Origin of the sequence: Bosea sp. F3-2, from assembly GCF_008253865.1 — a bacterium.
In the GTDB taxonomy this organism is placed as follows: Bacteria; Pseudomonadota; Alphaproteobacteria; order Rhizobiales; family Beijerinckiaceae; genus Allobosea.
This window is the reverse complement of sequence record NZ_CP042331.1, coordinates 3575127-3597770: the sequence shown is the minus strand read 5'-3', so window position 1 is coordinate 3597770 and position 22644 is coordinate 3575127. Positions and strand designations below refer to the sequence as shown.

Sequence of the window (22644 nt, the reverse complement as noted above, 5' to 3'; positions counted from 1 at the left end):
GGTAGGCGCGACCAAGGGGTATTCTGGTTTACCGTCGGGAAGTGTTGCGGTAAAAATGCCTGTTGGCTCTCACTATTGTTGTCCATCGACCAATCGTGTGGTGTCCCCCATCGGGAGCTTCGCGGCCAGAGGGTATGGGCCGCTGAATCGGAGGAGGTTGTCGTGAGCTTCGCGTCTCTGGTTTCGGTGTTCCAAGCCCGCATGGCTTCGGCCTTTGCGTTGGTGCTCTGGGCCGTTGTGCTGTCTTCGCCCGGCTTTGCCGCCGTGCCGGAGCGGCGCGTTGCGCTGGTGATCGGCAACAGCGCCTATACGGCGGTGCCGCCGCTCGCCAATCCGCAGCGTGATGCCAAGGGCGTCTCGGCGGCGTTGAAACGTCTCGGGTTCGAGGTCGTGGAAGGCTACGACCTGAAGATGGAAGACATGACGGGCAAGGTGCGCGAATTCGCGCAGAAGCTCGATGGCGCCAAGGCAGGCCTCGTCTACTATGCCGGCCACGGCATCGCCGTCGGCGACGAGAACTATCTCATCCCGGTCGACGCCTCGCTGCGCTCGGAAGCCGATCTCGACTTCAGGGCGGTCAACGTCCAGCTCGTGCTGCGCCAGATGCAGCGCGACGAACGCGTCAACATCGTCATCCTCGACGCCTGCCGCGACAATCCTTTCGCCACGCAACTGCAGGCCAAGTCGCGTGCCGTGACGCGCGGTCTGACCGCGATCGAGACCCAGTCGGCCTCCGGCATCCTGATCGCCTTCGCCACCGACCCGCGCGCGACTGCGCTCGATGGCGAGCGTGACGGCAACAGCCCCTTCACCTCCGCGCTGCTCAAGCACATCGAGACGCCCGAGGTCTCCATCACCACGGTGATGGACCGCGTGCGTGCCGACGTCTGGGAAGCGACGGGCAAGAAGCAGAAGCCCTGGACGAACTCCTCGATCATCGGCGAGTTCAAGCTCAACCCGACGCTGAAGCTCGCCTCGGTCGATGCTTCGGCTGCCGCGACCAAGACCATCGACGCGGCCGTGCCGGTTCCGGCCATGCCGGCGGCGCCCGCCCTCGACCGCGCCCAGCTCGACGTGAAGACCTGGGAAGTCGCCGAGCGCGGCAACTCCGTAGCCGACTACCGCGCCTATCTCGATGCCTTCCCGTCCGGCCAGTTCGCCACCTTCGCGCGCAATCGCCTTGCCAGCCTCGAAGCGGCGAAGCCCGCTGCCAGTGCTGTGGCAACACCGCCCGGCGTCACTGACGAGGCGCTCAAGAACGAGGTCGGCACTGTGCAGACCGAGACGGCGATGAAGCTTCAGGCCAAGGATCGTCGCGAATTGCAGACCCGCCTGCGCGTCGCCGGCTTCCAGCCCGGCAAGCTCGCCACCACCTTCGGGCCGAGCCAGCGCAAGGCGATCCAGGAATGGCAGAAGTCGCGCGGCATCCCTGAAACCGGCTTCCTGACGGCCATGCAGATGACGGCACTGAACGCTCAGAGCGAGCAGGCCTACCAGCGTGTCCTGGCCGAGGAGCAGAAGACGGCCGCCGAGAAGAAGACGCGGAAGGCCGTCGCGGAGCCTCAGCAGGGGCAGAGCAGCCGTTCCGCCCGCAAGACCGTCGACGAGGGCGAGGAGATGTATCGGCGCGACCTCGCTCGTGAGCGCGGCACTGCCTACCAAGGCTCTGGCACGCAGCAGCGCGGCACGGCCGGGGCCTATCAAGGCCAGGTCCGCACCCGCGAAACCAGCTCGGCTGACTCGGCCGGTGCCGCGGCCTTCGGCTCGATCATCGGCGGCGCCATCATGGGCGGCATCCTGCGCGGCCGCTGAGCCGAGCCCATGGACCTGACGATCGGAGCCGGCCGGTTTGGCCGGCTCTTTTCTTTTTGGGGAAATGCTCTGGAGCCTGCTGATTTGACGCGGAACCACGCCGTCATCCCGGGCTTGAGGGCGCTTCCGACGAAGGTTCAGGCATGGATCCCGGCTCTCCGCTTCGCTCCGGCCGGGATGACCCGCGCTTCCAGGAAAACGCAGCATGCCTCAAGGGTTGGCGCAGAGCCGCGTGAGCGCCGCCGCGAAGCTGCGGGCCGCGGGGCCGAGCGGCTCATCGAGTCGGTGTCCGATATAGGCTTCGGCCGGGAGCTGCGCGCGCCGGCCGAGGACGCCGGTCTCGACGCAACTTCAGCCCTGCTCCCAGCCGGCCCTGACCAGTTCCGGCACGTCGCATTCCTCTTCCGGCCAGCCGACGCAGAGATAGGCGATCAGCTTCCAGTCGGGCGATGCGCCGAGAACCGCCGCGATCTCGGCGGGCTCGAGGATCGAGACCCAGCCGACGCCGAGACCATGAATGCGCGCCGCCAGCCAGAACTGTGTGATGGCCGCGACCACGGAATAGTCGAGCATCTCCGGCATGGTCCGCCGGCCGAGGCCATGGCCACGCTCGGTGCCGTGATCGCAGAACACTGCGAACTGTACCGGCGCCTCGCGCAGACCTTCGAGCTTGAGGCGCGCATAGAGCGCGGCGCGCTCGCCCTCATAGGACGCCAGGGCCTCGGCATTGCAGCGGCGGAAGCTCGCCTGCACGGCTTCGCGCTGAGCCGGCTCTTCTACGGCGAGCCAGCGCCAGGGTTGGGAATGCCCGACGGAGGGCGAGAGCTGCGTCTGGGCGAGAAGACCCTCAATCAACATGGCCGGGACCGGATCGCGTCGGAACCGCCGGACATCGCGCCGCCAACGCAGCAGTTCCTCGAACTGCCGGGCGAAGGCCTCGTCGAAGACCGGTGCCTGGCTCATGCTGCTTCCGCCACCGCGATCGCATGGAAGAACGTGCCCGTCACTAGCCCGCGCCGGCTTCCCGCCGGGGCAGGTGCCGAGCCATGCGGGTCCGTCACCACAGCGAAAGGCGGATCCTCGCCCTGCGCGACGATGCTGGCATAGTGGAATTCATGCCCGGTCAGCGCGGTGCCGGCGAGCCCAAGCGGCCCGTACGCCTCCAGAACAGCCCGGCGATAGCCGAGATTCATCTTGCGCCTGGCGAAGGAGGTCTCGACCGAGAGCAGTCCGGCCATGACATGCGCGACACCATCGGCATCGGTCAGGCTGCGCCCAAGAACCATGTAGCCCCCGCACTCGCCATGCACGGGCCGCGTCGCGGCGAAGGCGCGCAGGCCGCCGAGGAAGCGGTTCGCTGCCGCGATCGTGCCGGCATGGAGCTCGGGATAGCCGCCCGGCAGCCAGCAGGCGTCACAATTGTCCGGCGGCGCCTCGTCCTTGAGCGGCGAGAACGGCACCAGTTCGGCGCCGGCCGCGCGCCACCCCGCTTCGACATGGGGGTAGACGAAGGAGAAGGCGGCATCGCGGGCGATTGCGATCCGCCGGCCGGGCGGTGGAAGGGGCGGGGCGTTGTCGCCCGCAGCGGCCGAGATCGTCGTGTCATCGGCCGCAGCGATGATCGCATCGAGGTCGACGGCCGCCGAGACGGCTTCCGCCAGCGCATCGAGGCGGGTGTGTAGATCGGCCGTCTCGCCGGCCTGGACCAGACCGAGATGGCGCTCGGGCAGGATCAGGCTCGCCTCGCGCGGCAGCGCGCCGAGAACGGGCAGGCCGATGTACTCCATGCCCTGCCGCACCAGCCGCTCATGGCGGGTGCTCGCGACCTTGTTGAGGATGACGCCGGCGACGCGAATGCGCGGGTCATAAGTCCGGCAGCCGAGCGCGACGGCCGCCGCCGACTGCGCCTGTCCGGAGACGTCGATGACGAGCACGACCGGCCAACCGGTCAGCGCGGCGATGTCGGCACTCGCGCCCGTATGGCCCGCAGGCCCTGGCACCGCGTCGAACAGCCCCATCGAGCCCTCGGCGATGACGATGTCGGCAGCCCAGGCCGCTTCACCGGTGATCCGTCCGAGCAGGCCGTCCGACATCGCGTAGGAATCGAGATTGGCGCTCGGCGCCCCGGTCGCTGCGGCGTGGAAGGCAGGATCGATGTAGTCAGGTCCGCATTTCAGCCCCCGCACGGTCAGGCCCCGACGCACCAGCGCGCGCTGCAGCCCGAGCGTGATCGTGGTCTTGCCCGAGCCGGAGCGCGGCGCGGCGATCAGCAGTCCGCGCGCGCTCACAGGCCGCCCCGCGGCCGGAAGCGGCGGTCGTAGTCGATCGAATAGAGCGCGCTTTCGCCGAAATCTTCGGCCGCCAACGCCGGCCCCACCAGGATCAGCGCCGTGCGTTCGAGTTCGCTGGCGCGGACCTTGCCGGCGATGTCGGCGAGCACTCCTTGCAACACCGTCTCGTCCGGCCATGTCGCACGGAACACCACCGCGACGGGGCAATCCCCGCCATAAAACGGCGCCAGCTCCGCCACGACCTGTTCGACGACGTGGATCGAGAGATGGATGGCGAGCGTCGCGCCGGAGGCGGCGAAGGTCGCGAGTGTCTCCTTCGGCGGCATGGCCGAGGCGCGCCCGGAGGTGCGCGTCAGCACCAGCGATTGCGCAACGCCCGGCAGGGTGAGCTCGCGCTTCAGCGTCGCGGCGGCGGCGGCGAAAGCCGGCACGCCCGGCGTTACCGTGTAGGGAATGCCGAGCCGGTCGAGCCGGCGCATCTGCTCAGCCGTGGCGCTCCAGATCGAGAGATCGCCGGAATGCAGCCGCGCCACGTCCTGCCCGGCGAGATGGGCGGCCTCCATCTCGGCGATGATCGCGTCGAGATCGAGCGGGGCGGTGTCGACGATACGGGCGCCCGGCGGGCACCAGTCGAGCATCGCCTTGGGGATCAATGAGCCGGCATAGAGGCAGACGGGGCTGGCGGCGATGAGATCGCGCCCGCGCAGGGTGATGAGGTCCGGCGCGCCGGGGCCGGCGCCGATGAAATGGATGGTCATGCGCAGTGCGGCTTCATGAGGTTGTTCTGGCCAGCGCGCAGGTGACGCGCGCGGTGGCGATGCGTGGCTGCACCAGCTCGCCGCCCGGGCCCGCTGCCGCGAGCGCCGCAGCTTCCGCCACCGAACCGACGCCATAGAGCGAGGCGATGCGGGTCGAGCGCGTCGCGCAGGCGGCCTCGAAGCCCTTCAGCGCCTCGTCGGGGATGGCGACGAGTTCGGCCGAGCGATCGGCCGCGGCGGCGACCATGCCGGCTTCCCCGACACGGCTTGCGAGCGTGGCGAAGCGCGGCGTCGCGGTGCCGCTGAGGCCGGCGATCGCCAGCGCCTCGTCGAGACAGGCGAGGATGTCGGCTGCTTCCGTGCCGGGCCGGATGCCGATGCCGGCGACGAGGCGGCCGGTCATGGCTGGGCGCTCTGTTCCACCCGCGCCGTCATTCCGGGCGGAGCGAAGCGGAGACCCGGAATCCATCGAAGGGCGTTGGCGCTCTACGATGGATTCCGGCTCGGCGCCGCGATGCGGCTTGTCCGGAATGACGATGTGCGTGGGGGAATGCGAAAGGTGCTTCAAGGCTTCTCGACCCGCCATTGCGTCACCGGCATCGCCGGGCGCCAGCCATGCTTGCCGCCGACGGGCGCGAGCCGGTCGATCGAGATGCGCCTGAGCGAGCCGCCATGCTCGGCGTGCAGCGCCGCGAGCTTCGCCTCGCCCTCGATGGTGACGACATTGGCGACGAGCCGCCCGCCCGGCTTCAGGGCGGCCCAGGCGGCATCGAACAGCCCTTCCTCCGTCAGCCCGCCGCCGATGAAGACCGCATCCGGCGCCTCGCGCCCGATGAAGCCCGCTGGCGCTTCGCCGACGACATCGACGGAGAGCCCGCCGAGCTCTAGTCCGTTGCGCCTGATCCGCTCGGCCCGCTCCGGCTTCGCCTCGAAGGCGATGGCGCGGTTGCGGACATGGCGCTGGCACCATTCGACGGCGACCGAGCCGGAGCCGGCGCCAACATCCCAGAGCAATTCGCCGCCACGCGGGGCAAGCGCCGAGAGGGTGATGGCGCGGATCTCCGATTTGGTGATCTGCCCGTCATGGGCGAACCACTCCTCGTCGAGCCCGGGCGTCAGCGGCAGGATGCGCGAGTCGTGGGTCGCGGTAACCTCGACGGCGATCAGGTTGAGCGGCACGATATCATCGATGGCGAAGGCGTCGGCGCGGGTCTCGCGGATGCGCTCCTGCGGCCCGCCAAGCGATTCCATCACGGCGATGCGGCTCGCGCCGAGGCCACGTGCGGTCATGAGTTCCGCGACGGCGCGCGGCGTGCTCTCGTCCCAGGAGAGGGCGAGGATGCGCGCCTCGGGCTGCAGGTGCGGCACGATGCGATAGAGCGTGCGGCCGTGCAGCGAAACCAGCGCGCATTCCTCCTGCGGCCAGCGCATTCGCGTGCAGGCCATCGAGAAGGAGGAGAGCTGCGGGATGATCCGCATCTCCTCAGCCGGGATCGCGCGGCTCAGGCTGTTGCCGATGCCGTAGTGAAAGGGGTCGCTGGTCGCGAGCACGCAGACCTTGCGGCCGCGCTCCTTGAGAATCTGCGGCAGCGCGTTGCGGAATGGCTGCGGCCAGGGCCGCAATTCCCCCGGCACGGAGCCGACCAGAGCGATATGCCGCTCGCCGCCGAAGACGATCTCGGCCTCGTTCAACGCGGCAAGTGCTTCGCGACAAAGGCCCGCGGAGCCGTCCTCGCCGAGGCCGATCAGCGAGAGCCAGGGTGCCGGCGCCTCGCGGCTCGACAGAACATCCGATTCACGCAAAACTGTCGGCATGACCGTCCTCATCCTTGGCGGAACGAGCGAAGCTGCTGCACTTGACCAGCTTCTTGCTGATCAGGCACCCGATATCCGTGCCATTATCTCGCTGGCGGGCCGCACCGTCGATCCCCGGCCGACCAACCTGCCGGTGCGTATCGGCGGCTTCGGCGGCATCGAGGGCCTGAGGCGCTATCTCGTCGAGGAAGGCATCGTCGCCGTCGTCGACGCGACCCATCCCTTCGCCGCGGTGATGCCCTTCAATGCCGAGCATGCCTGCAAGGCCGAAGGCGTGCCGCTGCTGGCGATCCGGCGCGCTTCCTGGAAGCCGCGCGACGGCGATCGCTGGAAATCCGTGCCGGACATCGAATCGGCGGTGCAGGCATTGGGCGACACGCCGCGGCGCGTCTTCCTGACCGTGGGTCGGCTCGAACTGCCCGCCTTCGCCGACGCGCCGCAGCATCGCTATCTCGTGCGCGCCATCGAGCCGATCGGCGACCGGCTGCCGGTGCCGCATGTCGACGTCATCCAGCAGCGCGGCCCCTTCGACACCGACGACGAGGAGGATCTGATGCGCCGCGAGGGCGTCGAGGTCCTGGTCAGCAAGAACTCGGGCGGCTCGGCGACGGTCGGCAAGCTCGTCGCGGCGCGCCGGCTCTCTTTGCCGGTGATCATGGTGGAGCGGCCGCCGAAGCCCGATGTCGAGACCGTCGATCATATCGATCAGGTCCTGCCCTGGCTGGTGACCCAGGGGCTCTTCGTCACCGAGCGCGGCGTATAGACGTAAGGCGCGGCGCCATCGCGCGCGATCCGCCGCGTGCTCGAAGCGCCGATCATCACGAGTGTCGCCATATCGGCCGTGCCTGCGGCCGTGACAGCTTCGGCCAATGTCAGCACGCGCAGGTTTTCGTCCGGCCGCCCGACTGCGCGGGCGAAGAGCACTGGCGTTTCCGCTTCGCGATGTTTGACCGCCAGCTCCAGTGCCGCGCCGAGCTGCCAGGGCCGCGCCTTCGAGATCGGGTTGTAGAGGCAGATCACGAAATCGGCAGCGAGTGCCGCCGTCAGCCGCGCCGTCACGACATCCCATGGTTTCAGGTTGTCCGAGAGCGAGATCGCGCAGAAATCGCCGCCGAGCGGGGCGCCGGCCCGCGCCGCCGCCGCCAGCATCGCGGTGATGCCGGGCTCGACCGTGATCGGGATGACCAGCCATTCCGCCGGCCCGGCTTCCAGCGCCTCGAACACCGCCGCCGCCATCGCGAAGACGCCGGGGTCGCCACCCGAGACCACTGCGACCTTGCGGCCCTCCGCCGCCAACCGCAGCGCATGCGACGCGCGCTCAACCTCGACACGGTTGTCGGAGGCGTGCTTGGTCCGGCCCGCCCGCTCCGGCACCCGGTCGAGATAGGGGCCGTAGCCGACGAGGTCACTTGCGGCATCAACCGCGGCTTGGGCGGCCGGGGTGATCCACTCAGCAGTGCCAGGGCCGAGGCCGATGATGGTAAGCGAGCCCGTCACAGCCGGCGCCCTTTTCTCTGCCCTGTCCCCCTTCGCGTCGTCATCCCGGACGGAGCGAAGCGGAGATCCGGGATCCATCGTAGAACGCGCGGCCTCCGATGGATCCCGGATCGGCGCGGCTTCGCCGCTTGTCCGGGATGACGGTGGAGCTGAGCCGGAATGCGAAGGGTGATCGCTCACAGCCGCCGCCCCTCGCCCGGGACCAGCACCATGGCGAAATAAGGCGCCTCGTCATCGGCCTTGTCGGAAAGCCGCGCCACGACCTGCCGCGCCATTGTCGCGCGCTCGACATAGATCGCACGGCCCTCAAGCCCCGCGGCAGTCAGCGCGCGGCGCACCTTCGGCAGGTTGCGGCCGAGCTTCATGATCACGGCGGCGTCGGTGTCGGCCAGCCGCCGCGCCAGTTCTGCCTCCGATAGCGTGCCGGGCAGCACGGTCATCACGTCGTCGCCCCAGGTGATCGGTGCGCCGGCCTCGCCCCAGGCGCCGGTCATGCCGGTGACGCCGGGCACGATTTCGGTGGGGAAGCGCGGGCTCAGCCGCCGCCACAGATGCATGAAGGAGCCGTAGAAGAACGGGTCGCCGTCACAGAGGACCGCGAGCGACCGCCCGGCCCGCATCTCTGCGGCCAGCCGCTCGGCTGCTTCCTCGTAGAACGCCGCGATCGGCCCGTCATAGTCGGGCTCGCCGACATTGGCTTCGGTCGTGACCGGGAAGGCGAGTTCGATCTCGCGGGCCGGATCGGGTGCGATGATGGCGTCAGCGGTGCTGCGGGCGTTGCCACGCCTTCCGCGCTTGCAGAAATGCACCAGCCGGTCGGCCGAGAGGATGATCTCCCGCGCCCGCACCGTCATCAGGTCCGGTGCGCCCGGTCCGAGGCCGACGCCGTAGAGCAGGGTTCTTGCTGTCCCGCTCACCCGACTATTCCTTGTCCTGCGCCAGCGCATTGACGGCCGCCGCCGCCATGGCCGAGCCGCCGCGCCGCCCATGCACGACGAGGCAGGGCACGCGCCCGTCCCTGGCGAGCGCCTGCTTCGATTCCGCTGCGCCGACGAAGCCGACGGGGATGCCGATCACGGCGGCAGGCTTCGGGGCGCCGGCATCGAGCATTTCGAGCAGCCGGAACAGGGAGGTCGGTGCATTGCCGATCACGACGACGGAGCCGGCGAGCCTGGGCTTCCACAGCTCCATCGCGGCGGCGGAGCGGGTCGTGCCCATCTGCGCCGCCAGCGTCGGAACCTGCGGGTCGTCGAGCGTGCAGATGACTTCGTTGCCGGCCGGCAGGCGCGCACGTGTCACACCGTTGGCGACCATCTTGGCGTCGCAGAGGATCGGCGCGCCGGCCCGGAGCGCTGCCTGCGCAGCTTCCGCGAAACCGGCCGACATCTCGACGTCCTCGGGCAGGTCGGTCATGCCGCAGGCATGGATCATGCGCACCACGACGCGCTCGGCCGCACCGCTGAAGCGGGCGAGATCGGCCTCGGCGCGGATGATCGCGAAGGAGCGCTCATAGATCGCTGCCCCGTCCTGAATGTAATCGTATGCCCTGCTCAACCGCGCGGTCCCGTTGAACGCGCGGCCTCGGCGAGCCGCGCGCGAATCTCCTGCCCAGGCTGCAATCGCGCCAGGAGCATCGAAAGGTCAAGCGTCGCGACCGGCTTGTCCCGCGTCGTGCCGCCGGACACGACGTCATAGCGCCCCTCGCGCCCGACCAGGGTGAGGTCGGCCGCGGCGGGGTGGGCGCAGGCTTTGACGCAGCCGGAGACATGCAGCGTCACGCCCTGCGCGAGCAGATCGGCCGCAGCCGTGGCAAGCTCGGCCGCATCCGTCATGGTCGGCGCCTCGGCGCGCGAGCAGGCGGGGCTGCCAGCGCAGGCCTGCACCGACAGGCGCGGATCGTCGTCGCAAGTGATGAGGCCGAGGTCCGTCGCGAACGCCAGCAGGCGCTCCGCTTCGGCGAGGTGGAGATGGCGAAAGGCCAGTCCTCGCCACGGTGAAAGCCGGATCTCGGCTGCACTTGCCTCAATGCCGGCGCCGAGCCTGTCGAGCGTCGCCGCATTACAGCGCCCGAAGGGCAGGCCGATGACCGCTGCGAAACGATCCTCTCCCAGAGCGAACAGCCCGGCGCGCCGAGGCCGGGGGCGTGGTGCGGGGGCGGGCGTTTCGGGCAGAGGACTCAGACCGGCCAAAGCCTCGGGCGGGAGATCGCGCAGGCGGCGGATATGGTCGGGGGCGGCGGCACGCAGCGCCGCGAAACGGCGCAAGATGGCTTCGATCGTCGCGGCCGCCCCCGCTTCGGCGAGCGGCCCTTGCCAGAGACGATCCGCAAGACGCAAGGCGACGCGTCCCGCGCCGATGCCGACGAGCCGGATATCACCGACGAAACCGTCCAGCGCCTGCACGCCACCATCGTCGACGATGATGACGAGCTTGGCCGGCAGGCCGGGAATCATGCGGGCTCGCAGCTCGACCTGTTCGGCCAGGGCAATCGCATCGATCAGGCCGTTCGGATCGCGGCCCGCCAGCGGCGAGACCAGTGTCAGCCGCTGCGGCCCGTCGCCGTCATGCTCGTCGACGAGATGCTCCGCCAGCAGGCGTTCGACCAGAAGCGGATGGCTGTCGGGCGTCACGCCGCGGATCTGCAGGTTGGCGCGGGCCGAGATTTCGATGAGACCGTTCCCATGCTCGCCGGCCAGCGCCGCGATCCGCCGCAATTGCGCGGGTGCCAGCTTCGCGCCGGGCGGATGCAGGCGCACCAGCCAGCCATCGCCGGTCTCCATCGGACTGAGCGTGCTCGGGCACCAGCCGCGCCGCAGTGCTTCCTTTGGGAGTGCGCTCATTCCGGCGCCTCCTGCGCCAGGAAGGCGCCGACCGAATTGCGCCGGCTGGTCCAGAGCCCGCGCCGGGCGGCCTCGGCCAGCCGCGAGCGGATCGAGGCGGCGGCCGGCGCGTTGGCGGCTTCGAGCGCCACCCAGATCTGCGGATCGGCGCAATAAGCCTGGAAGACGGCGTCGAACAGCCCGTCCGCGACGGCGTCCGTGCTGGCGGCGAAGACGAACAAGGTATCGACCGCTTCCGCCAGTTCGGCTGCGCCGCGCCAGCCATGGGCGAGCTGGGAGGCGATCCAGCGCGGATGCGTCAATCGGCCATGCACGATGCGGGCGATGTCCTCGGCCAGCGTGCGCGCTTTCGGCGCTTCCGGATTCGAGCTGTCGAGGCTGTAGAGTGCAGGATCGGCGCCGAGCGCCCTGGCCGCGGCGGCAAGCCCTCCGATGACGTCGGCGGCGCTCGTCGCCTCAAGAATGTCGCGCCCGGCGGTGTCGCTGACATGGACGAAGGCGTCCGAAGTACGGATGCGGTCGGCGAAGCCGGCATCGGCCGTGGCCATGCCTTCCGGCCCGCCATAGGCATGGCCTGAAGCCGCGAGATAGGCCGCTCCGAGCTCAGCCCGCTCGGTCCAGTCGCCGTCGAGCGCGCGGTCGGCCATTGCTGCACCATAGCGGCCGGGCGCGGCGCCGAAGATGCGGGCGCCATGCTCGCCGCGGCGGCGGGCGGCGGCCGGCTCGTTCCAGTCGTCCGGCTCGTCCAGAGCCGCGACCGCCCGTGCAGCCTGGTCGATCAGCGCGATCTGACCCGGGAAGGTGTCGCGGAAGGTGCCGGAGATGCGCACGGTCACGTCGAGGCGCGGGAAGGGGAGCTTCGGCTGCGGGACGATGCTGAAGCCGGTGACGCGGGTCGAGGCGTTGTCCCAGAGTGGTTCCACGCCCATCAGCGCCAGCGCACGGGCGATGTCCTCGCCGCCCGAGCGCAGGGTGGGGGAGGCCCAGAGATCCATGACGATCCGGCGCGGATAGTCGCCATGCTCCTGCAGATGGCGCGAAACCACTGCCTGCGCCGCCAGCTTGCCGAGCCGGGTCGCAGCGCGCGTCGGGATCGCGCGTGGATCGAGGGTCGAGAGATTGCGCCCGGTCGGCAGCACGTCCGGCCGGCCGCGATGCGGCGCGCCGGCCGGGCCGGGCGGGACGAAGCGACCATCGAGCGCGGCGAGCAGGTTTTCGCGCTCGTTGCGCGCGGAGGCCGGGTCGGCGTCGGAATGGCCGAAGACATGCAAGCCGTCGCGGAAGGGCAGCTCGGCGATGTCGCAGAGATGAGCGTCGAGCCGCGTCAGCGCCTCATTCATCTCCATGTCGGGCGCGACGCCGCAGGACGTGGCGAGCCCGCTCGCCTCGGCGCGCGCGCGGATTTCGGCGGCGACGATGTCAGCCCGGCGCGGATCGAGCACCTGCGCCTGCGAGAACTCCTCGACGAGGTCGCGCAATAGCGCGGTTTCGCCGGCCGCATCCGCTTCGGCCAGCGGCGGCGGCAGATGGCCGAGCGTGACGGCCGAAAGCCGCCGCTTGGCGGGAGCCGCCTCGCCGGGATCGTCGACGACATAGGGGTAGATCACCGGCAGACCGCCGACGGCGAGGCGCGGCCAGCAGCCAGCCGAGAGCGCCACGGCCTTGCCGGGGAGCCATTCGGTGGTGCCGTGCGTGCCGAGGTGGATCAGCGCGTCGATGGCTTCGGGCTCGCGCAGTGCGAGATAGAAGGCGAGATAGGCGTGGCCCGGCGGCGCGTCGGGATCGTGATAGCGCGCCTTGCTGTCGGGCGCGGCATCGCGTGGCGGCTGCAGGGCGACGGTGAGTTGGCCGTAGCGCACGGCGCGGAAGCGGAAGGCGCCGTCGTGGCAGGCGGGGTCGGCGTCGGGGGCGCCGTGTGCGGCCAGCAGTGTTTCGCGGGCGGCGGCGGGGATGTTGGCGAGCCAGGTGCGATAGGTGGTGAGCGGGAGACTCAGGCCGGCCGGGCCTGCGGTGAGGGCTGCCATCAAGCGAGCCCCCTCATCCAAATCCGCACCGTCATCCCGGACAAGCCGCGTCAGCGGCGACGATCCGGGATCCATGCCTGAACCTTTATCGGAAGCGCTCAGGCATGGATCCCAGGTCTCCCGGAGCCTGCCATCGGGCCGACCGAAGGTCGGACCCGGTGGGTCGCCCGGGATGACCGAGGAGGGGAGATCGACGGAATATCCCGCTCCCGCCAATAGCTTCCGGATCGCGGTCACGCTCGCCGGCGTATCGAGCCCGACGGCGAAGCCGGCCCGCCCGCCGCGCGCGGGATAGTCCGACATCACCAACGCCAACCGACGCTCTGCCGCTGGCTTCCGGGCCAGAGCGACCCAGCCCGCCGCGAGATCGGCGAGCGCAGAGACACCGTCCGCATCAGGCACGAGCCGGCGGACGCTGAGCCCGATCGCCGGGTCGTTCTCCTCCGCCTTGAAGGCCACTGGAATGGCGCCGATCCGCCCGTCGAACTCCGGTAGCGCGACCTGCATGGCGAGGTCGGCCGCCGAAAGACCGCGCGGCGAGGCTTCCCAGGCTTCGCGCGGACTGCCGACGGGCATGGCCTGCAGGATCGGGCAATCGGCGGCGTCGAGCACGAAATCGGCGCCTTCGCGGGCGGAGAACGCGGTAGTGGTGACGATCAGTTCCGGTCTGCGCGTCGCGATCAGCGCGGCGAGTTCGGCTGTGACGGCGGGGTCCTTCAGGCTGGTCAGCGCGAGCGGAAGGGGCGCGAGGCTGCGGGCGGCGAGGGCGGCGGTAATCGCCTCGGCCATTGCCGTGTCGCCGGCGGCGACGCCGGAGCGGTAGAGCAGGATCGGTGCCAGCGGCCGGTCGGCGGGCAGGGCGGCGAGTGCATCGCGCCAGGGCAGCGGGAGACCATCGGCGCCAAGTGCAAAGAAAGACGGCAATGGGACGGGCGCGAGGTCGGGAGCGTCGCGCCGGCCCTCATCCGTCTCGGCTTCGCCGAGCCACCTTCTCCCCCGAGGGGAGAAGGGCGAGACGGGCATGTCTGCTTCCTTCTCCCCTCGGGGGAGAAGGTGCCGGCAGGCGGATGAGGGCTTAAGCTCTGCCAGATACCGCCCAATCAACCCCAGCAGCCGGCGCATGTTCTCCGCGCCGCCGCCAGCCTGGAAATAGGCTAGCAGCTCGGCCGCGAACTCCGCCGGCACGGTCGCGTGCTCGCCCAATCTTGGATCGTCGCGCTCGTCGCCGGGCAGGATTACGAGCGGAATGCCACGCTCGCGGCAGGCTGCGCCGAGCTGCTCGATGCCGTAGCGCCAGTAATCGAGCCCGCCGAGGCAGCGCACCAGCACGAAGCGGCACTGCGCCGCCGTCTTCTCGATCAGGACATCGACCGAGAGCGGATGCTTCAGTCGCCTGAGCGGCGCGAGCCGCACCGACAGGCTGCCGTCATCTGCCACCACCGCCAGCGCCGAAAGGTCGCTGTCGGTGAAGGAGAGGACGAGCACATCTCCCGGCGACAGGGCGAGATCGACGGCGTCTTCGCCATCGTCGAGCCTGATCTCGCTGGTCGGGAGAAGGTGCATCGGTCGATGTTACGCCCCCGCGAGGGCCGCTTCCACGGCCTTCAGGTCGAAGCCTTTGAGGCCGATCACGGTGAGGCGCCCGTCGCGCGGTTCGCTCGCGCCCCAGGGCCGGTCGAAATGATGCCCGACGCGCCGGCCGACACCCTGCACGACGAGCCGCATCGGCTTGCCCGGCACGGCGGTGAAGCCCTTGAGCCGCAGCACGCCCTCGGCCTCGGCCGCTTTGGCGACGCGCGCCGACAGCTCCTCGGGCGTGAGACCCGCCGGCAGGGGCACGGCGATGGAGTCGAAATCGTCATGGTCGTGATCATGCTCGCCCTCGCCGTGATGCGAGGGGCGGGCCGCGAGGTCGCTCTCGGCGGCGGCGCCCAAGCCCACGATCAGCGCCGGCTCGACCTTGCCATGGGCGGTCTCGACGATCTTGATCGCCTTGGGCAGATGCTCGGCGATCTCGGCCTTGACCCGGGCCCGGCCGGCCTCGTCGACGAGGTCGCTCTTGTTGAGCAGGATCAGATCGGCGCAGAGGATCTGGTCCTCGAACACCTCCTCCAGCGGATTGTCGTGCTCGACCGACGCATCGGCCGCCTTCTGCGCCGCGAGCGACTCGGGGTCATCCACGAACTGGCCCTCGGCCACCGCCGGCCCGTCGACCACGGCGATGACGCCGTCGACCGTGACGCGGGAGCGGATCGCCGGCCAGTTGAAGGCCTGCACCAGCGGCTTCGGCAAAGCGAGGCCGGAGGTCTCGATCAGGATGTGCTCGGGCGGGTTCGGCCGATTCAGCAGCTTCTCCAGCGCCGGCACGAAATCATCGGCGACGGTGCAACAGATGCAGCCATTGGGCAGCTCGACCACGTCCTCGTCGCTGCAGCCGGCGATGCCGCAGCCTTTCAGGAACTCGCCGTCGAAGCCGAGATCGCCGAACTCGTTGACGAGCACGGCGAGCCTCTTGCCCTCGGCGTTCTCGAGGAGATGGCGCACCAGCGTCGTCTTACCGGCGCCGAGGAAGCCGGTGATGATCGTGCAGGGCGTCTTGCCGAGGTTGGCGGTCTGCGGAGCGTTCATGAGGTCATCCTTGCTGGCGCGCCGGCAAAGGCGGCACGCGCGCGACCACGCCCTTGCGGAAGGACTGGGGCCGCTCTTTCCAGGGAACGATGCCGTTGGCGCTGGCGGCATAGGCCTGTGCCGCGCCGACGATCTCGTCGAGATGGGTTTCAGTATCGAGGTCGCCGATCAGATAGGTCCATTTGCCGTCGGCGCTGAGCGCGATGGTGCAGGGCCGCTTGCAGACGGCGAGGCATTCGACGGGCAGCACGGGGATCGCGCTGCCCTTGTTGGTGAGGCGCTCGGCAAGCGCCTCGGCGAGCGCCAGCCCCGGCTGGTCGTAACCTTCCGGGAGATCGGCGCGCGCCCGTCTGCAGGCTGTGCAGACATGGATGGTGAGGTCGCCCTCGGACATGGCTTGCCTTTCGCGCGGGGCCGATGGGCCCCGCTGCCTTCAGCGCGCTAAGGCGGTGCGGCGGCTGGCCCAGGGCCAGAGCACGCCGACCATGAAGGCGGTGACGAGCCAGAGCGCGGCCTGGATGCCGAGGGACAGCGCCGCGAAATGCGCCGCGACTTCGGCTGGGACCTTGCTCTCCGGCGCGGCCGGATGCGGGGCGCCGATGACATGCGGCAGCAGGATCACGACTACGGCCAGGAGCTTGAGCCAGGGCTGCTCGAAGCGCAGGAACAGGAAAAGCCCGAGCGCCGTGGCGATGGCGGTCGCGAGCCACCAGAGCTGGCGCTGCTCCAGCGCGGCGGAGGCGGCGCCCGGCAATTCCGGAGCGAGCCCCATTGCCGGGGCGAGCCCGAGCGCGAGGAAGCCGCAGGCGCCCCAGACCAGGGCGCTGCGCTGATCGATGGTGTCGCCGGCCGCGATCATGCCCGCGAGCAGCAGCGCCGCGAAGCCGATCGCGCTCGCGATCGTCACCGCGCTGGTGAAGAGCGTGCGCTGGAGGCCGTCCTGCGGCTTCCACTCGGCATGGTCGTGGCCGGGCGCGTCGCCTGTGGGGCCGTGCGCAAGGATGATCCGGGCCTCGCCGTCGAAAGCGGCGAGCGTCGGCGCCTTCAGGCGCAGCGCCGCCTCATAGGTCTCGGCCTTGAGGATCAGCGGGGTGGTGGTGACATGCTGGAGGGCGGCGACGATCAGCCCAGCCAGAAGCCCGGCCAGGATGCTGACCGTGAGAACACGCGTGACCATGGATGCTTTCCCTCAGTGGCAGGGGAAGGCGAGGCCGTGACGGGTATCGTGCGCGGCGTTGTGGACGTTCGTCGAGGCCGCGAAGCCGGTGGTGTAGATCAGCGCGACGCCGATCACGAGCGCGGCGGCGACCGCCTTGACGCGCTCCGAGACGCTGAGCTGGGTGGTGGAAACCGAAGCGGTGTTCATAAGGCTCTCCGTGGCCGCCCCGCCGGCAGCCGGTTGGATCATTGCGGGTCGACGGCAGGTCTCCTGGCTCGCGGATTTGGCGCCCTTTGCCGCCTTCCCGGAGCGAACGCTCCAGTGGCCGATGGCGAAAGACATCCGCTTACAGTTGCGGGGGCAGCCGCGGCGTTTCACCGCGTTCCCTTTTCACCTCCTCGCGGAGGCACCGTCACCGATCATCATTAGCCATCACCGCGCAGCTGTGCAATGCAGTGCGCCGTCATTCTCGGGCGAAGCGAAGCGCAGACCCGAGAATCTCTTGCAGGAGATGCTCGGGTCGAGCCCGAGCATGACGGCTGAGGACTTTTCGATGGAATTGCCCAACCTCACCCTCGTCCTCGGCGGCGCCCGCTCCGGCAAGAGCCATCATGCCGAGGCGTTGATCGAGGCTTACCCGGCGCCCTGGAGCTACATTGCGACCGCGCAGGCCTATGACGAGGAGATGCGGGAGCGGATCGCCGAGCATCGGGCGCGCCGGCCCACGGGTTGGCAGACGGTCGATGCGCCGCTCGATCTGGCCGATGCGATCGCCGCCCAGCCGGCCGGCCGGCCGATCCTGGTCGATTGCCTGACGCTTTGGCTGACCAATCTCATCCTTGCGGAGCGCGATACGGCCGCCGCGCGAGAGGCCCTCATCGCCGCCTGCGAGCGCATATCCGCGCCGCTCGTGCTGGTCGGCAACGAGGTCGGCCTCGGCATCGTGCCGGAGAACGCGCTCGCCCGCCGCTTCCGCGACGAGGCGGGGCGGTTGCATCAGGCGCTTGCGGCGCGCGCAGGCCGCGTGGTCTTCATGGTCGCCGGATTGCCGATGCAGGTGAAGTAGGACGAGCGAGATGATGGCGACGACCGACGACGAAGCTGCCCGCCACAAGGCGAAGATGGAGAAGCGCAAGGCGGTGCAGGACGCCGAGGTCGCCTCCAAGACGCTGGAGAAGGGGCTGCTCATCGTCAACACCGGCCCCGGCAAGGGCAAGTCGACGGCGGCGTTCGGCCTGATCCTGCGCGCGCTCGGCCATGGCTGGCGCATCGGCGTGGTGCAGTTCATCAAGGGCGCCTGGTCGACCGGGGAGCGCAAGGCGCTCGAAGCCTTCGGCGATCAGGTGAGCTGGCACAGCATGGGCGAAGGCTTCACCTGGGAGACGCAGGACAAGCTCCGTGACATCGCTGCCGCCGAACGCGCCTTCGCCAAGGCAAAAGAACTGATGGCCGATCCCGAGATCAGGCTGCTGGTGCTCGACGAACTCAACATCGCCCTGCGCTACGACTATCTGCCGCTCGCCGATGTCGTGGCGACGCTGGTCGCTCGCCGCCCCGACCTGCACGTCGTCGTCACCGGCCGCAACGCCAAGCCGGAGCTGATCGAGGCGGCCGATCTCGTCACCGAGATGACGCTGGTGAAGCACCACTTCACCGCTGGTGTGAAGGCGCAGCAGGGCATCGAGTTCTAGAGCATTTCCGCGTTTCTCCGAATCGCGGAAATGCTTCAAATCTTTGTTTTATCGTATTTTCTTCACGCGAACCGGTGTCCACTTCGCTCGAAAATGCTCTAGAGCCTGCTGATTTTATGCGGAAACACGCCGTCATCCCGGGCTTGACCCGGGATCCATGCCGGAGCGTTTCCGGTCCAGGTTCAGGCATGGATCCCGGCTCTCTGCGGAGTTTATCCTTGGGCCGATCGAAGATCGGACCCGAGGGCTCCGGCCGGGATGACCCGCGCTTCCGTGAAAACGCAGCATGCTCTAGCTGCCGGCCTGAGCCGGCTACTCCTGTGGAGGTTAGGCTAAACCGGCAGCTTCAGAAGCTAACGCCGTATTGAAGCGGCAGCCCGCGACGAGCGGGGTGTTTCCCTTAGTCTTGGTTGCCCTCTTCCATCAGCTTGACGATCACCGTCAGCAGGCGGTTCGCAGGCGTTGCGATGCCGAGTCTTTCACCAGTCTGGACGATATAGCCGTTGAGATGGCTGATCTCGGTTCGCTTGCCCCTGGCCAGGTCCTGGGCGGTCGAGGAGAGCTGATCGGGCATCGTAGCGGCGAGGCCGAGCACCTTGGCGAGAATGCCGTCTTCGACGTGCACGTCGCAGGCTCGCGCCACGGCGAGGCACTCCTCGACGATGTCCTTCATGGAGGCGGTCACGCCTTCCACGCGCATCATCCGTCCATAAGGCAGCTGCGGGATCGCGGAGAGCGCGTTGTAGGCGCAGTTGACGATCAGCTTGCTCCAGAGATCCTCGACGACACGGTCGGAAACTTCGGCTTGGACACCGGCCTGCCCGAACATTTCGGCGAGCGCCGGACTCGTAGGGCCCGAGCCGATAACGAGCTCGCCGCGGCCATGATGGCGGACATGCCCCGGGCGCGGCATCTCGGTCGCGACATAGACGGCCGTCGGTATTACCGGCCGTCCCAGGGCCTCCTGCAAGCGTTCGGCATTATCGACGCCGTTCTGCAGGCTGAGAACCGTGGCGCCGGGCTGGAGATGAGGCGCCATCTCATGGCCCGCCGCGACGGTATCGCCTGATTTGACACAGAACAGAACGAGTTCCGCATCGCTGACTCCGGACGGCTTGGCGGTTGCCGTAACCGCGACGGCTTCGGAGAAGGTCGCGGTTTCCAGGATGAGGCCATGGTCCTGGATCGCCGCTACATGCTGCGACCGCGCGACAAGCGTGACCGCATGACCGGCCCGCGCCAGCATGGCACCGTAGTAGCAACCGACGGCGCCGGCCCCCATCACAGCGATCTTCATCGTTTCCCTTCCCGGCCAATGGGCCATCTGAACGGCATGCGTTCCGCCACCTACCTATTGCGTCACGCGTCTCCAGCGGGCGGCTTGTCGGAGGCGTTGAGCCGAAACGATCATGCGCCGCGTGTTCCAGCCCCCGAATATGGGCTTCGCGTATCGCAACCGCCCTTGTCGTGTCGCGCTTGCGAAGGGCGGCCACAATCTGGCGATGCGCAAGGCTGGAACCCGGCCGCCAATCGGCAACACGAGCCGCCGAAAAAATAATGTGCGAGTCTGCAAGTTGAAGATCGTCGAGCATGCTCAGCAATCCCGGCATCTTGCACGGCGCGACAAGCGCCCGGTGAAAGCTCTCCAACTCCACAATTCACGCAGCGACGCTTGACGGTAGTCGGATTTGCTCTCAAATTGAATTTGAATTCAAGTTCAATTTCGAGATCGCGCATGCCCGAGATGGTGCCGAGACAACCGCGCAAGGCCGGGAAGCGGGAGGCGATCCTCTCCGCTGCGCGTGGCATCGTCTCGGAGGTTGGCTTCCACGAGACCTCCATCGCCGCGGTGGCCTCCGCTAGCGGGGTCTCGACCGGTAGCGTCTACTCCTACTTCTCCTCCAAGGCCGAGCTGATGGCCGAGATTGTCGCGGCCGTGTCGTCGCGCGAGCTCGCCGTGCTGCGCGAGATCGCCGCGAGCGACGCCCCCGTCGCGGAGCGCCTGACCGCCGCGGTCGAAGCCTTCGCGCGCCGTGCCTTCGCCAATCGCCGCCTCGCCTGGTCGATGATCGCCGAGCCCGCCGACCCGGCCGTCGATGCGACGCGGCTCGACTATCGCCGCGAGATCGCTGGCATCTTCCGCGCGCTCGTCGTCGAAGGCGGGAGACAGGGCGTCTTCCGTAACGTCGATTCGGATGCCGCCGCTGCGATGATCGTCGGCGGCTTCATGGAAGCGCTGATCGGCCCGCTCTCGCCCGAACGAGCGACCACGTCCGAGCGCGGCCGCGAGATCGCCGCGGCCCTTGCCGATCTTTCCCTCGCCGCACTGATCTCACGAGAAGGACAGGCCGCATGACCGCTCTCGACGCTTACGGCTACGACACCCATGAGGTGCTGAACCAGGCCCCGGCGCTGGCGGATTACGACGCCTTCGCGGCCGATCCGGCGCTCGGCCGCATCCTGGATGCCTTCGGAGGCGGCTGGTTCCGCGAGCAGGCGAGTGTCGTCGGCCACCATGTCGGCTCGCAAGCGGTTCAGGACCTCGCGCGGCAGGCCAATCGCAGCCTGCCGGAGCTTCGGACCCATGACCGCTGGGGCCGACGCGTCGACCAGATCGAGTTCCATCCCGCCTGGCACGAGCTGATGAGCCTCGCCATGCGCGACGAGTTTCATTCGCTGTGCTGGACGAAGCCGCGGGCCGGCGCGCAGGTGGCGCGCGCGGCAGTCTCCTATCTCTGGAATCAGGGCGAGAACGGCATCTGCTGCCCACTCGGCATGACCTATTCGGCGATCCCCGTCCTGCAGCGCGACCCCGCACGCTGGGCCGAGTTCGGCCGGCTGGTCACCTCATCCGACTACGACCAGCGCCCCCTCCCGGCCGCGCAGAAGCGCGGCGGCACGGTTGGCATGGCGATGACCGAGAAGCAGGGCGGCTCCGATCTGCGCCAGACCCAGACCGTGGCGACGCGCAACGCGGACGGCACCTATTCGCTCACCGGTCACAAATGGTTCTTCTCGGTCCCACATTCGGACGTGTTCCTGACGCTGGCGCGGACGGAAGAAGGCGTCTCCTGCTTCGTCGTGCCGGGCTGGCTGCCGGACGGCTCACGCAACCGGCTGCAGATCCAGCGGCTCAAGGACAAGTGCGGCAACAAGTCGAACGCCTCTTCAGAGGTCGAATTCCGCGGCGTCGTTGCGCATCTGATCGGCGAGCCCGGGCACGGCATCCGCGCCGGGCTGGAGATGAACCACTATACAAGGCTCGATTTCGCCGTCGGCTCGGCCGGACTGATGCGCCATGCCGTGGCACAGGCGGCCCATCACACCGCACATCGTCGCGCCTTCCAGAAGGCGCTGATCGACCAGCCGATCATGATGAACGTCATTGCCGACCTCGCTCTGGAGGCGGAGGCCTCGGCCTGGCTCGCCTTCCGCTTCGTCCATGCGCTCGACCGCGAGGGCGAGAGCGAGGCGGAAAAGCTGATCGGCCGCATCGGCGCGCCGATCGCCAAATACTGGAACTGCAAGCGCGCCACGCCGGTCGTGGTCGAGGCGCTGGAATGCCATGGCGGCAACGGCTTCATCGAGGACCATCTGATGGCGCGGCTCTATCGCGAGGCACCGCTCAACGGCATCTGGGAGGGCACGGGCAACGTCGTCTGCCTCGACGTTCTCCGCTCGATCCGCCGTTATCCGGACTGCGTGCCGGCCCTGCTCGACGAACTGCGCGCCGCGCGTGGCAACGATCCGCGCTACGACGCCTTCCTTGCCGAGCTCGAAACCGATCTCGTCGATGTGCTCCGCCACGAGCATCTGGCCCGGCGCTTCGTCGAGCGCATGGCGCTGGCCTTGTCGGCTTCGCTGCTGATCCGCCACGCGCCGCATGCGGTCGCCGATGCCTTCGTCGCCTCGCGTCTGGCGGGCGGCTGGTCCGGCCATTTCGGCTCGCTGTCGCAAGGTGCCGATCTGCAAGCAATCGCGCGGCGCGCCGTGCCGGTTCCGAACTAAGGACGGGGCATCGGCCGACAATCGCGGCCAAGTGGGTTTGCGACGAACCGCGCCGTCATTCCGGGGCGGGCCGAAGGCCCGAGCCCGGAACCCATGAACACCGTCGGATAAACGACATGCG

The 22644-nt window shown here is 69.0% G+C and carries 21 protein-coding genes, 1 pseudogene and 1 riboswitch; of the genes and pseudogenes, 6 read left to right on the top strand and 16 right to left on the bottom strand.

What is annotated here, in order from left to right; genetic code table 11:
• Nucleotides 1–162 precede the first annotated feature (162 nt).
• On the top strand, nt 163–1812 hold the full coding sequence (locus FQV39_RS16570; RefSeq protein WP_187639955.1) for a caspase family protein: 1650 nt from the start codon (nt 163–165) through the stop codon (nt 1810–1812).
• A gap of 351 nt (nt 1813–2163) precedes the next feature.
• Here FQV39_RS16570 and bluB read toward each other — a convergent pair whose 3' ends face one another.
• The 5 genes from bluB to cbiE form a co-directional block, all read right to left on the bottom strand.
• Entirely contained in the window at nt 2164–2775 is a 612-nt protein-coding gene (bluB, locus tag FQV39_RS16560) for a 5,6-dimethylbenzimidazole synthase (RefSeq protein ID WP_149131283.1), read from the bottom strand.
• Nucleotides 2772–4100, bottom strand: coding sequence for a cobyrinate a,c-diamide synthase (locus FQV39_RS16555; protein WP_248313042.1), 1329 nt, complete (start codon nt 4098–4100; stop codon nt 2772–2774). Before FQV39_RS16555 ends, bluB begins: the two co-directional genes overlap by 4 nt.
• Nucleotides 4097–4861, bottom strand: a complete 765-nt coding sequence (gene cobM / locus FQV39_RS33770; RefSeq protein ID WP_248313041.1) for a precorrin-4 C(11)-methyltransferase — start codon at nt 4859–4861, stop codon at nt 4097–4099. The genes FQV39_RS16555 and cobM overlap by 4 nt, the downstream gene beginning before the upstream one ends.
• Nucleotides 4862–4874: 13 nt before the next feature.
• A complete protein-coding gene (locus FQV39_RS16545) occupies nt 4875–5264 on the bottom strand; it encodes a cobalamin biosynthesis protein (RefSeq protein ID WP_149131280.1) in 390 nt (129 codons plus the stop codon).
• Between the two features lie 161 nt (nt 5265–5425).
• The gene (gene cbiE / locus FQV39_RS16540; RefSeq protein ID WP_149131279.1) at nt 5426–6676 is read right to left on the bottom strand and encodes a precorrin-6y C5,15-methyltransferase (decarboxylating) subunit CbiE; all 1251 of its coding nucleotides are present in this window, start codon (nt 6674–6676) and stop codon (nt 5426–5428) included.
• Between cbiE and FQV39_RS16535 the strand changes: the two genes are divergently transcribed.
• Nucleotides 6675–7439: a cobalt-precorrin-6A reductase gene (locus FQV39_RS16535; protein WP_149131278.1), complete on the top strand. Its 765-nt coding sequence runs from the start codon at nt 6675–6677 to the stop codon at nt 7437–7439. The genes cbiE and FQV39_RS16535 overlap by 2 nt on opposite strands.
• On the opposite strand, the gene cobJ is transcribed toward FQV39_RS16535, so the two are convergent.
• The 9 genes from cobJ to FQV39_RS16490 all read right to left on the bottom strand — a co-directional run bounded on the left by cobJ (nt 7382) and on the right by FQV39_RS16490 (nt 17031).
• A complete protein-coding gene (gene cobJ, locus FQV39_RS16530) occupies nt 7382–8173 on the bottom strand; it encodes a precorrin-3B C(17)-methyltransferase (protein ID WP_248313040.1) in 792 nt (263 codons plus the stop codon). The two genes, FQV39_RS16535 and cobJ, sit on opposite strands and share 58 nt — an antisense overlap.
• A gap of 176 nt (nt 8174–8349) precedes the next feature.
• Entirely contained in the window at nt 8350–9120 is a 771-nt protein-coding gene (locus FQV39_RS16525; protein ID WP_149131276.1) for a precorrin-2 C(20)-methyltransferase, read from the bottom strand.
• Nucleotides 9095–9727 carry a precorrin-8X methylmutase gene (locus FQV39_RS16520; protein ID WP_149131275.1) on the bottom strand — a complete coding sequence of 211 codons (633 nt, stop codon included), beginning with the start codon at nt 9725–9727 and terminating at the stop codon, nt 9095–9097. Before FQV39_RS16520 ends, FQV39_RS16525 begins: the two co-directional genes overlap by 26 nt.
• Entirely contained in the window at nt 9724–11013 is a 1290-nt protein-coding gene (gene cobG / locus FQV39_RS16515; protein WP_149131274.1) for a precorrin-3B synthase, read from the bottom strand. The genes FQV39_RS16520 and cobG overlap by 4 nt, the downstream gene beginning before the upstream one ends.
• Nucleotides 11010–14600: a cobaltochelatase subunit CobN gene (locus FQV39_RS16510; protein ID WP_149131273.1), complete on the bottom strand. Its 3591-nt coding sequence runs from the start codon at nt 14598–14600 to the stop codon at nt 11010–11012. The genes cobG and FQV39_RS16510 overlap by 4 nt, the downstream gene beginning before the upstream one ends.
• A 9-nt stretch (nt 14601–14609) precedes the next feature.
• Nucleotides 14610–15665 carry a cobalamin biosynthesis protein CobW gene (gene cobW, locus FQV39_RS16505; RefSeq protein ID WP_149131272.1) on the bottom strand — a complete coding sequence of 352 codons (1056 nt, stop codon included), beginning with the start codon at nt 15663–15665 and terminating at the stop codon, nt 14610–14612.
• Between the two features lie 4 nt (nt 15666–15669).
• The gene (locus FQV39_RS16500) at nt 15670–16059 is read right to left on the bottom strand and encodes a DUF1636 family protein (protein ID WP_149131271.1); all 390 of its coding nucleotides are present in this window, start codon (nt 16057–16059) and stop codon (nt 15670–15672) included.
• Between the two features lie 39 nt (nt 16060–16098).
• The gene (locus tag FQV39_RS16495; RefSeq protein WP_149131270.1) at nt 16099–16842 is read right to left on the bottom strand and encodes a CbtA family protein; all 744 of its coding nucleotides are present in this window, start codon (nt 16840–16842) and stop codon (nt 16099–16101) included.
• Nucleotides 16843–16854: 12 nt separating this feature from the next.
• Nucleotides 16855–17031 carry a CbtB domain-containing protein gene (locus tag FQV39_RS16490; RefSeq protein WP_112576409.1) on the bottom strand — a complete coding sequence of 59 codons (177 nt, stop codon included), beginning with the start codon at nt 17029–17031 and terminating at the stop codon, nt 16855–16857.
• Nucleotides 17032–17067: 36 nt separating this feature from the next.
• Nucleotides 17068–17253: riboswitch (cobalamin riboswitch) on the bottom strand.
• Between the two features lie 103 nt (nt 17254–17356).
• On the opposite strand from FQV39_RS16490, the gene cobU reads away from it, so the two are divergent.
• The gene (cobU, locus tag FQV39_RS16485) at nt 17357–17890 is read left to right on the top strand and encodes a bifunctional adenosylcobinamide kinase/adenosylcobinamide-phosphate guanylyltransferase (protein WP_149131269.1); all 534 of its coding nucleotides are present in this window, start codon (nt 17357–17359) and stop codon (nt 17888–17890) included.
• A 10-nt stretch (nt 17891–17900) separates the two neighbouring features.
• Complete coding sequence (gene cobO, locus FQV39_RS16480; protein WP_149131268.1) at nt 17901–18515, top strand: cob(I)yrinic acid a,c-diamide adenosyltransferase; 615 nt, start codon at nt 17901–17903, stop codon at nt 18513–18515.
• A 400-nt stretch (nt 18516–18915) separates the two neighbouring features.
• Here the strand turns inward: cobO and FQV39_RS16475 are convergent, their stop codons facing one another.
• Both FQV39_RS16475 and FQV39_RS33765 read right to left on the bottom strand, forming a co-directional pair.
• Nucleotides 18916–19812: a ketopantoate reductase family protein gene (locus FQV39_RS16475; protein ID WP_149131267.1), complete on the bottom strand. Its 897-nt coding sequence runs from the start codon at nt 19810–19812 to the stop codon at nt 18916–18918.
• Between the two features lie 193 nt (nt 19813–20005).
• Nucleotides 20006–20107: pseudogene (locus FQV39_RS33765) on the bottom strand (GntR family transcriptional regulator); the annotation flags it as partial.
• A gap of 143 nt (nt 20108–20250) precedes the next feature.
• Between FQV39_RS33765 and FQV39_RS16465 the strand changes: the two are divergent.
• Both FQV39_RS16465 and FQV39_RS16460 read left to right on the top strand, forming a co-directional pair.
• Nucleotides 20251–20871, top strand: coding sequence for a TetR/AcrR family transcriptional regulator (locus FQV39_RS16465; RefSeq protein WP_149131266.1), 621 nt, complete (start codon nt 20251–20253; stop codon nt 20869–20871).
• Nucleotides 20868–22523, top strand: a complete 1656-nt coding sequence (locus tag FQV39_RS16460) for an acyl-CoA dehydrogenase family protein (protein WP_149131265.1) — start codon at nt 20868–20870, stop codon at nt 22521–22523. The genes FQV39_RS16465 and FQV39_RS16460 overlap by 4 nt, the downstream gene beginning before the upstream one ends.
• Nucleotides 22524–22644: the final 121 nt, after the last annotated feature.

Coding starts and splice junctions, on each gene's coding strand:
- bluB (WP_149131283.1), bottom strand. CDS start 2,775: ATGAGCCAGGCACCGGTCTTCGACGAGGCCTTCGCCCGGCAGTTCGAG.
- cobM (WP_248313041.1), bottom strand. CDS start 4,861: ATGACCATCCATTTCATCGGCGCCGGCCCCGGCGCGCCGGACCTCATC.
- FQV39_RS16545 (WP_149131280.1), bottom strand. CDS start 5,264: ATGACCGGCCGCCTCGTCGCCGGCATCGGCATCCGGCCCGGCACGGAA.
- FQV39_RS16535 (WP_149131278.1), top strand. CDS start 6,675: ATGACCGTCCTCATCCTTGGCGGAACGAGCGAAGCTGCTGCACTTGAC.
- cbiE (WP_149131279.1), bottom strand. CDS start 6,676: ATGCCGACAGTTTTGCGTGAATCGGATGTTCTGTCGAGCCGCGAGGCG.
- FQV39_RS16525 (WP_149131276.1), bottom strand. CDS start 9,120: ATGCGCTGGCGCAGGACAAGGAATAGTCGGGTGAGCGGGACAGCAAGA.
- cobG (WP_149131274.1), bottom strand. CDS start 11,013: ATGAGCGCACTCCCAAAGGAAGCACTGCGGCGCGGCTGGTGCCCGAGC.
- FQV39_RS16510 (WP_149131273.1), bottom strand. CDS start 14,600: ATGCACCTTCTCCCGACCAGCGAGATCAGGCTCGACGATGGCGAAGAC.
- cobW (WP_149131272.1), bottom strand. CDS start 15,665: ATGAACGCTCCGCAGACCGCCAACCTCGGCAAGACGCCCTGCACGATC.
- FQV39_RS16500 (WP_149131271.1), bottom strand. CDS start 16,059: ATGTCCGAGGGCGACCTCACCATCCATGTCTGCACAGCCTGCAGACGG.
- FQV39_RS16495 (WP_149131270.1), bottom strand. CDS start 16,842: ATGGTCACGCGTGTTCTCACGGTCAGCATCCTGGCCGGGCTTCTGGCT.
- FQV39_RS16490 (WP_112576409.1), bottom strand. CDS start 17,031: ATGAACACCGCTTCGGTTTCCACCACCCAGCTCAGCGTCTCGGAGCGC.
- cobU (WP_149131269.1), top strand. CDS start 17,357: ATGACGGCTGAGGACTTTTCGATGGAATTGCCCAACCTCACCCTCGTC.
- cobO (WP_149131268.1), top strand. CDS start 17,901: ATGATGGCGACGACCGACGACGAAGCTGCCCGCCACAAGGCGAAGATG.
- FQV39_RS16475 (WP_149131267.1), bottom strand. CDS start 19,812: ATGAAGATCGCTGTGATGGGGGCCGGCGCCGTCGGTTGCTACTACGGT.
- FQV39_RS16465 (WP_149131266.1), top strand. CDS start 20,251: ATGCCCGAGATGGTGCCGAGACAACCGCGCAAGGCCGGGAAGCGGGAG.
- FQV39_RS16460 (WP_149131265.1), top strand. CDS start 20,868: ATGACCGCTCTCGACGCTTACGGCTACGACACCCATGAGGTGCTGAAC.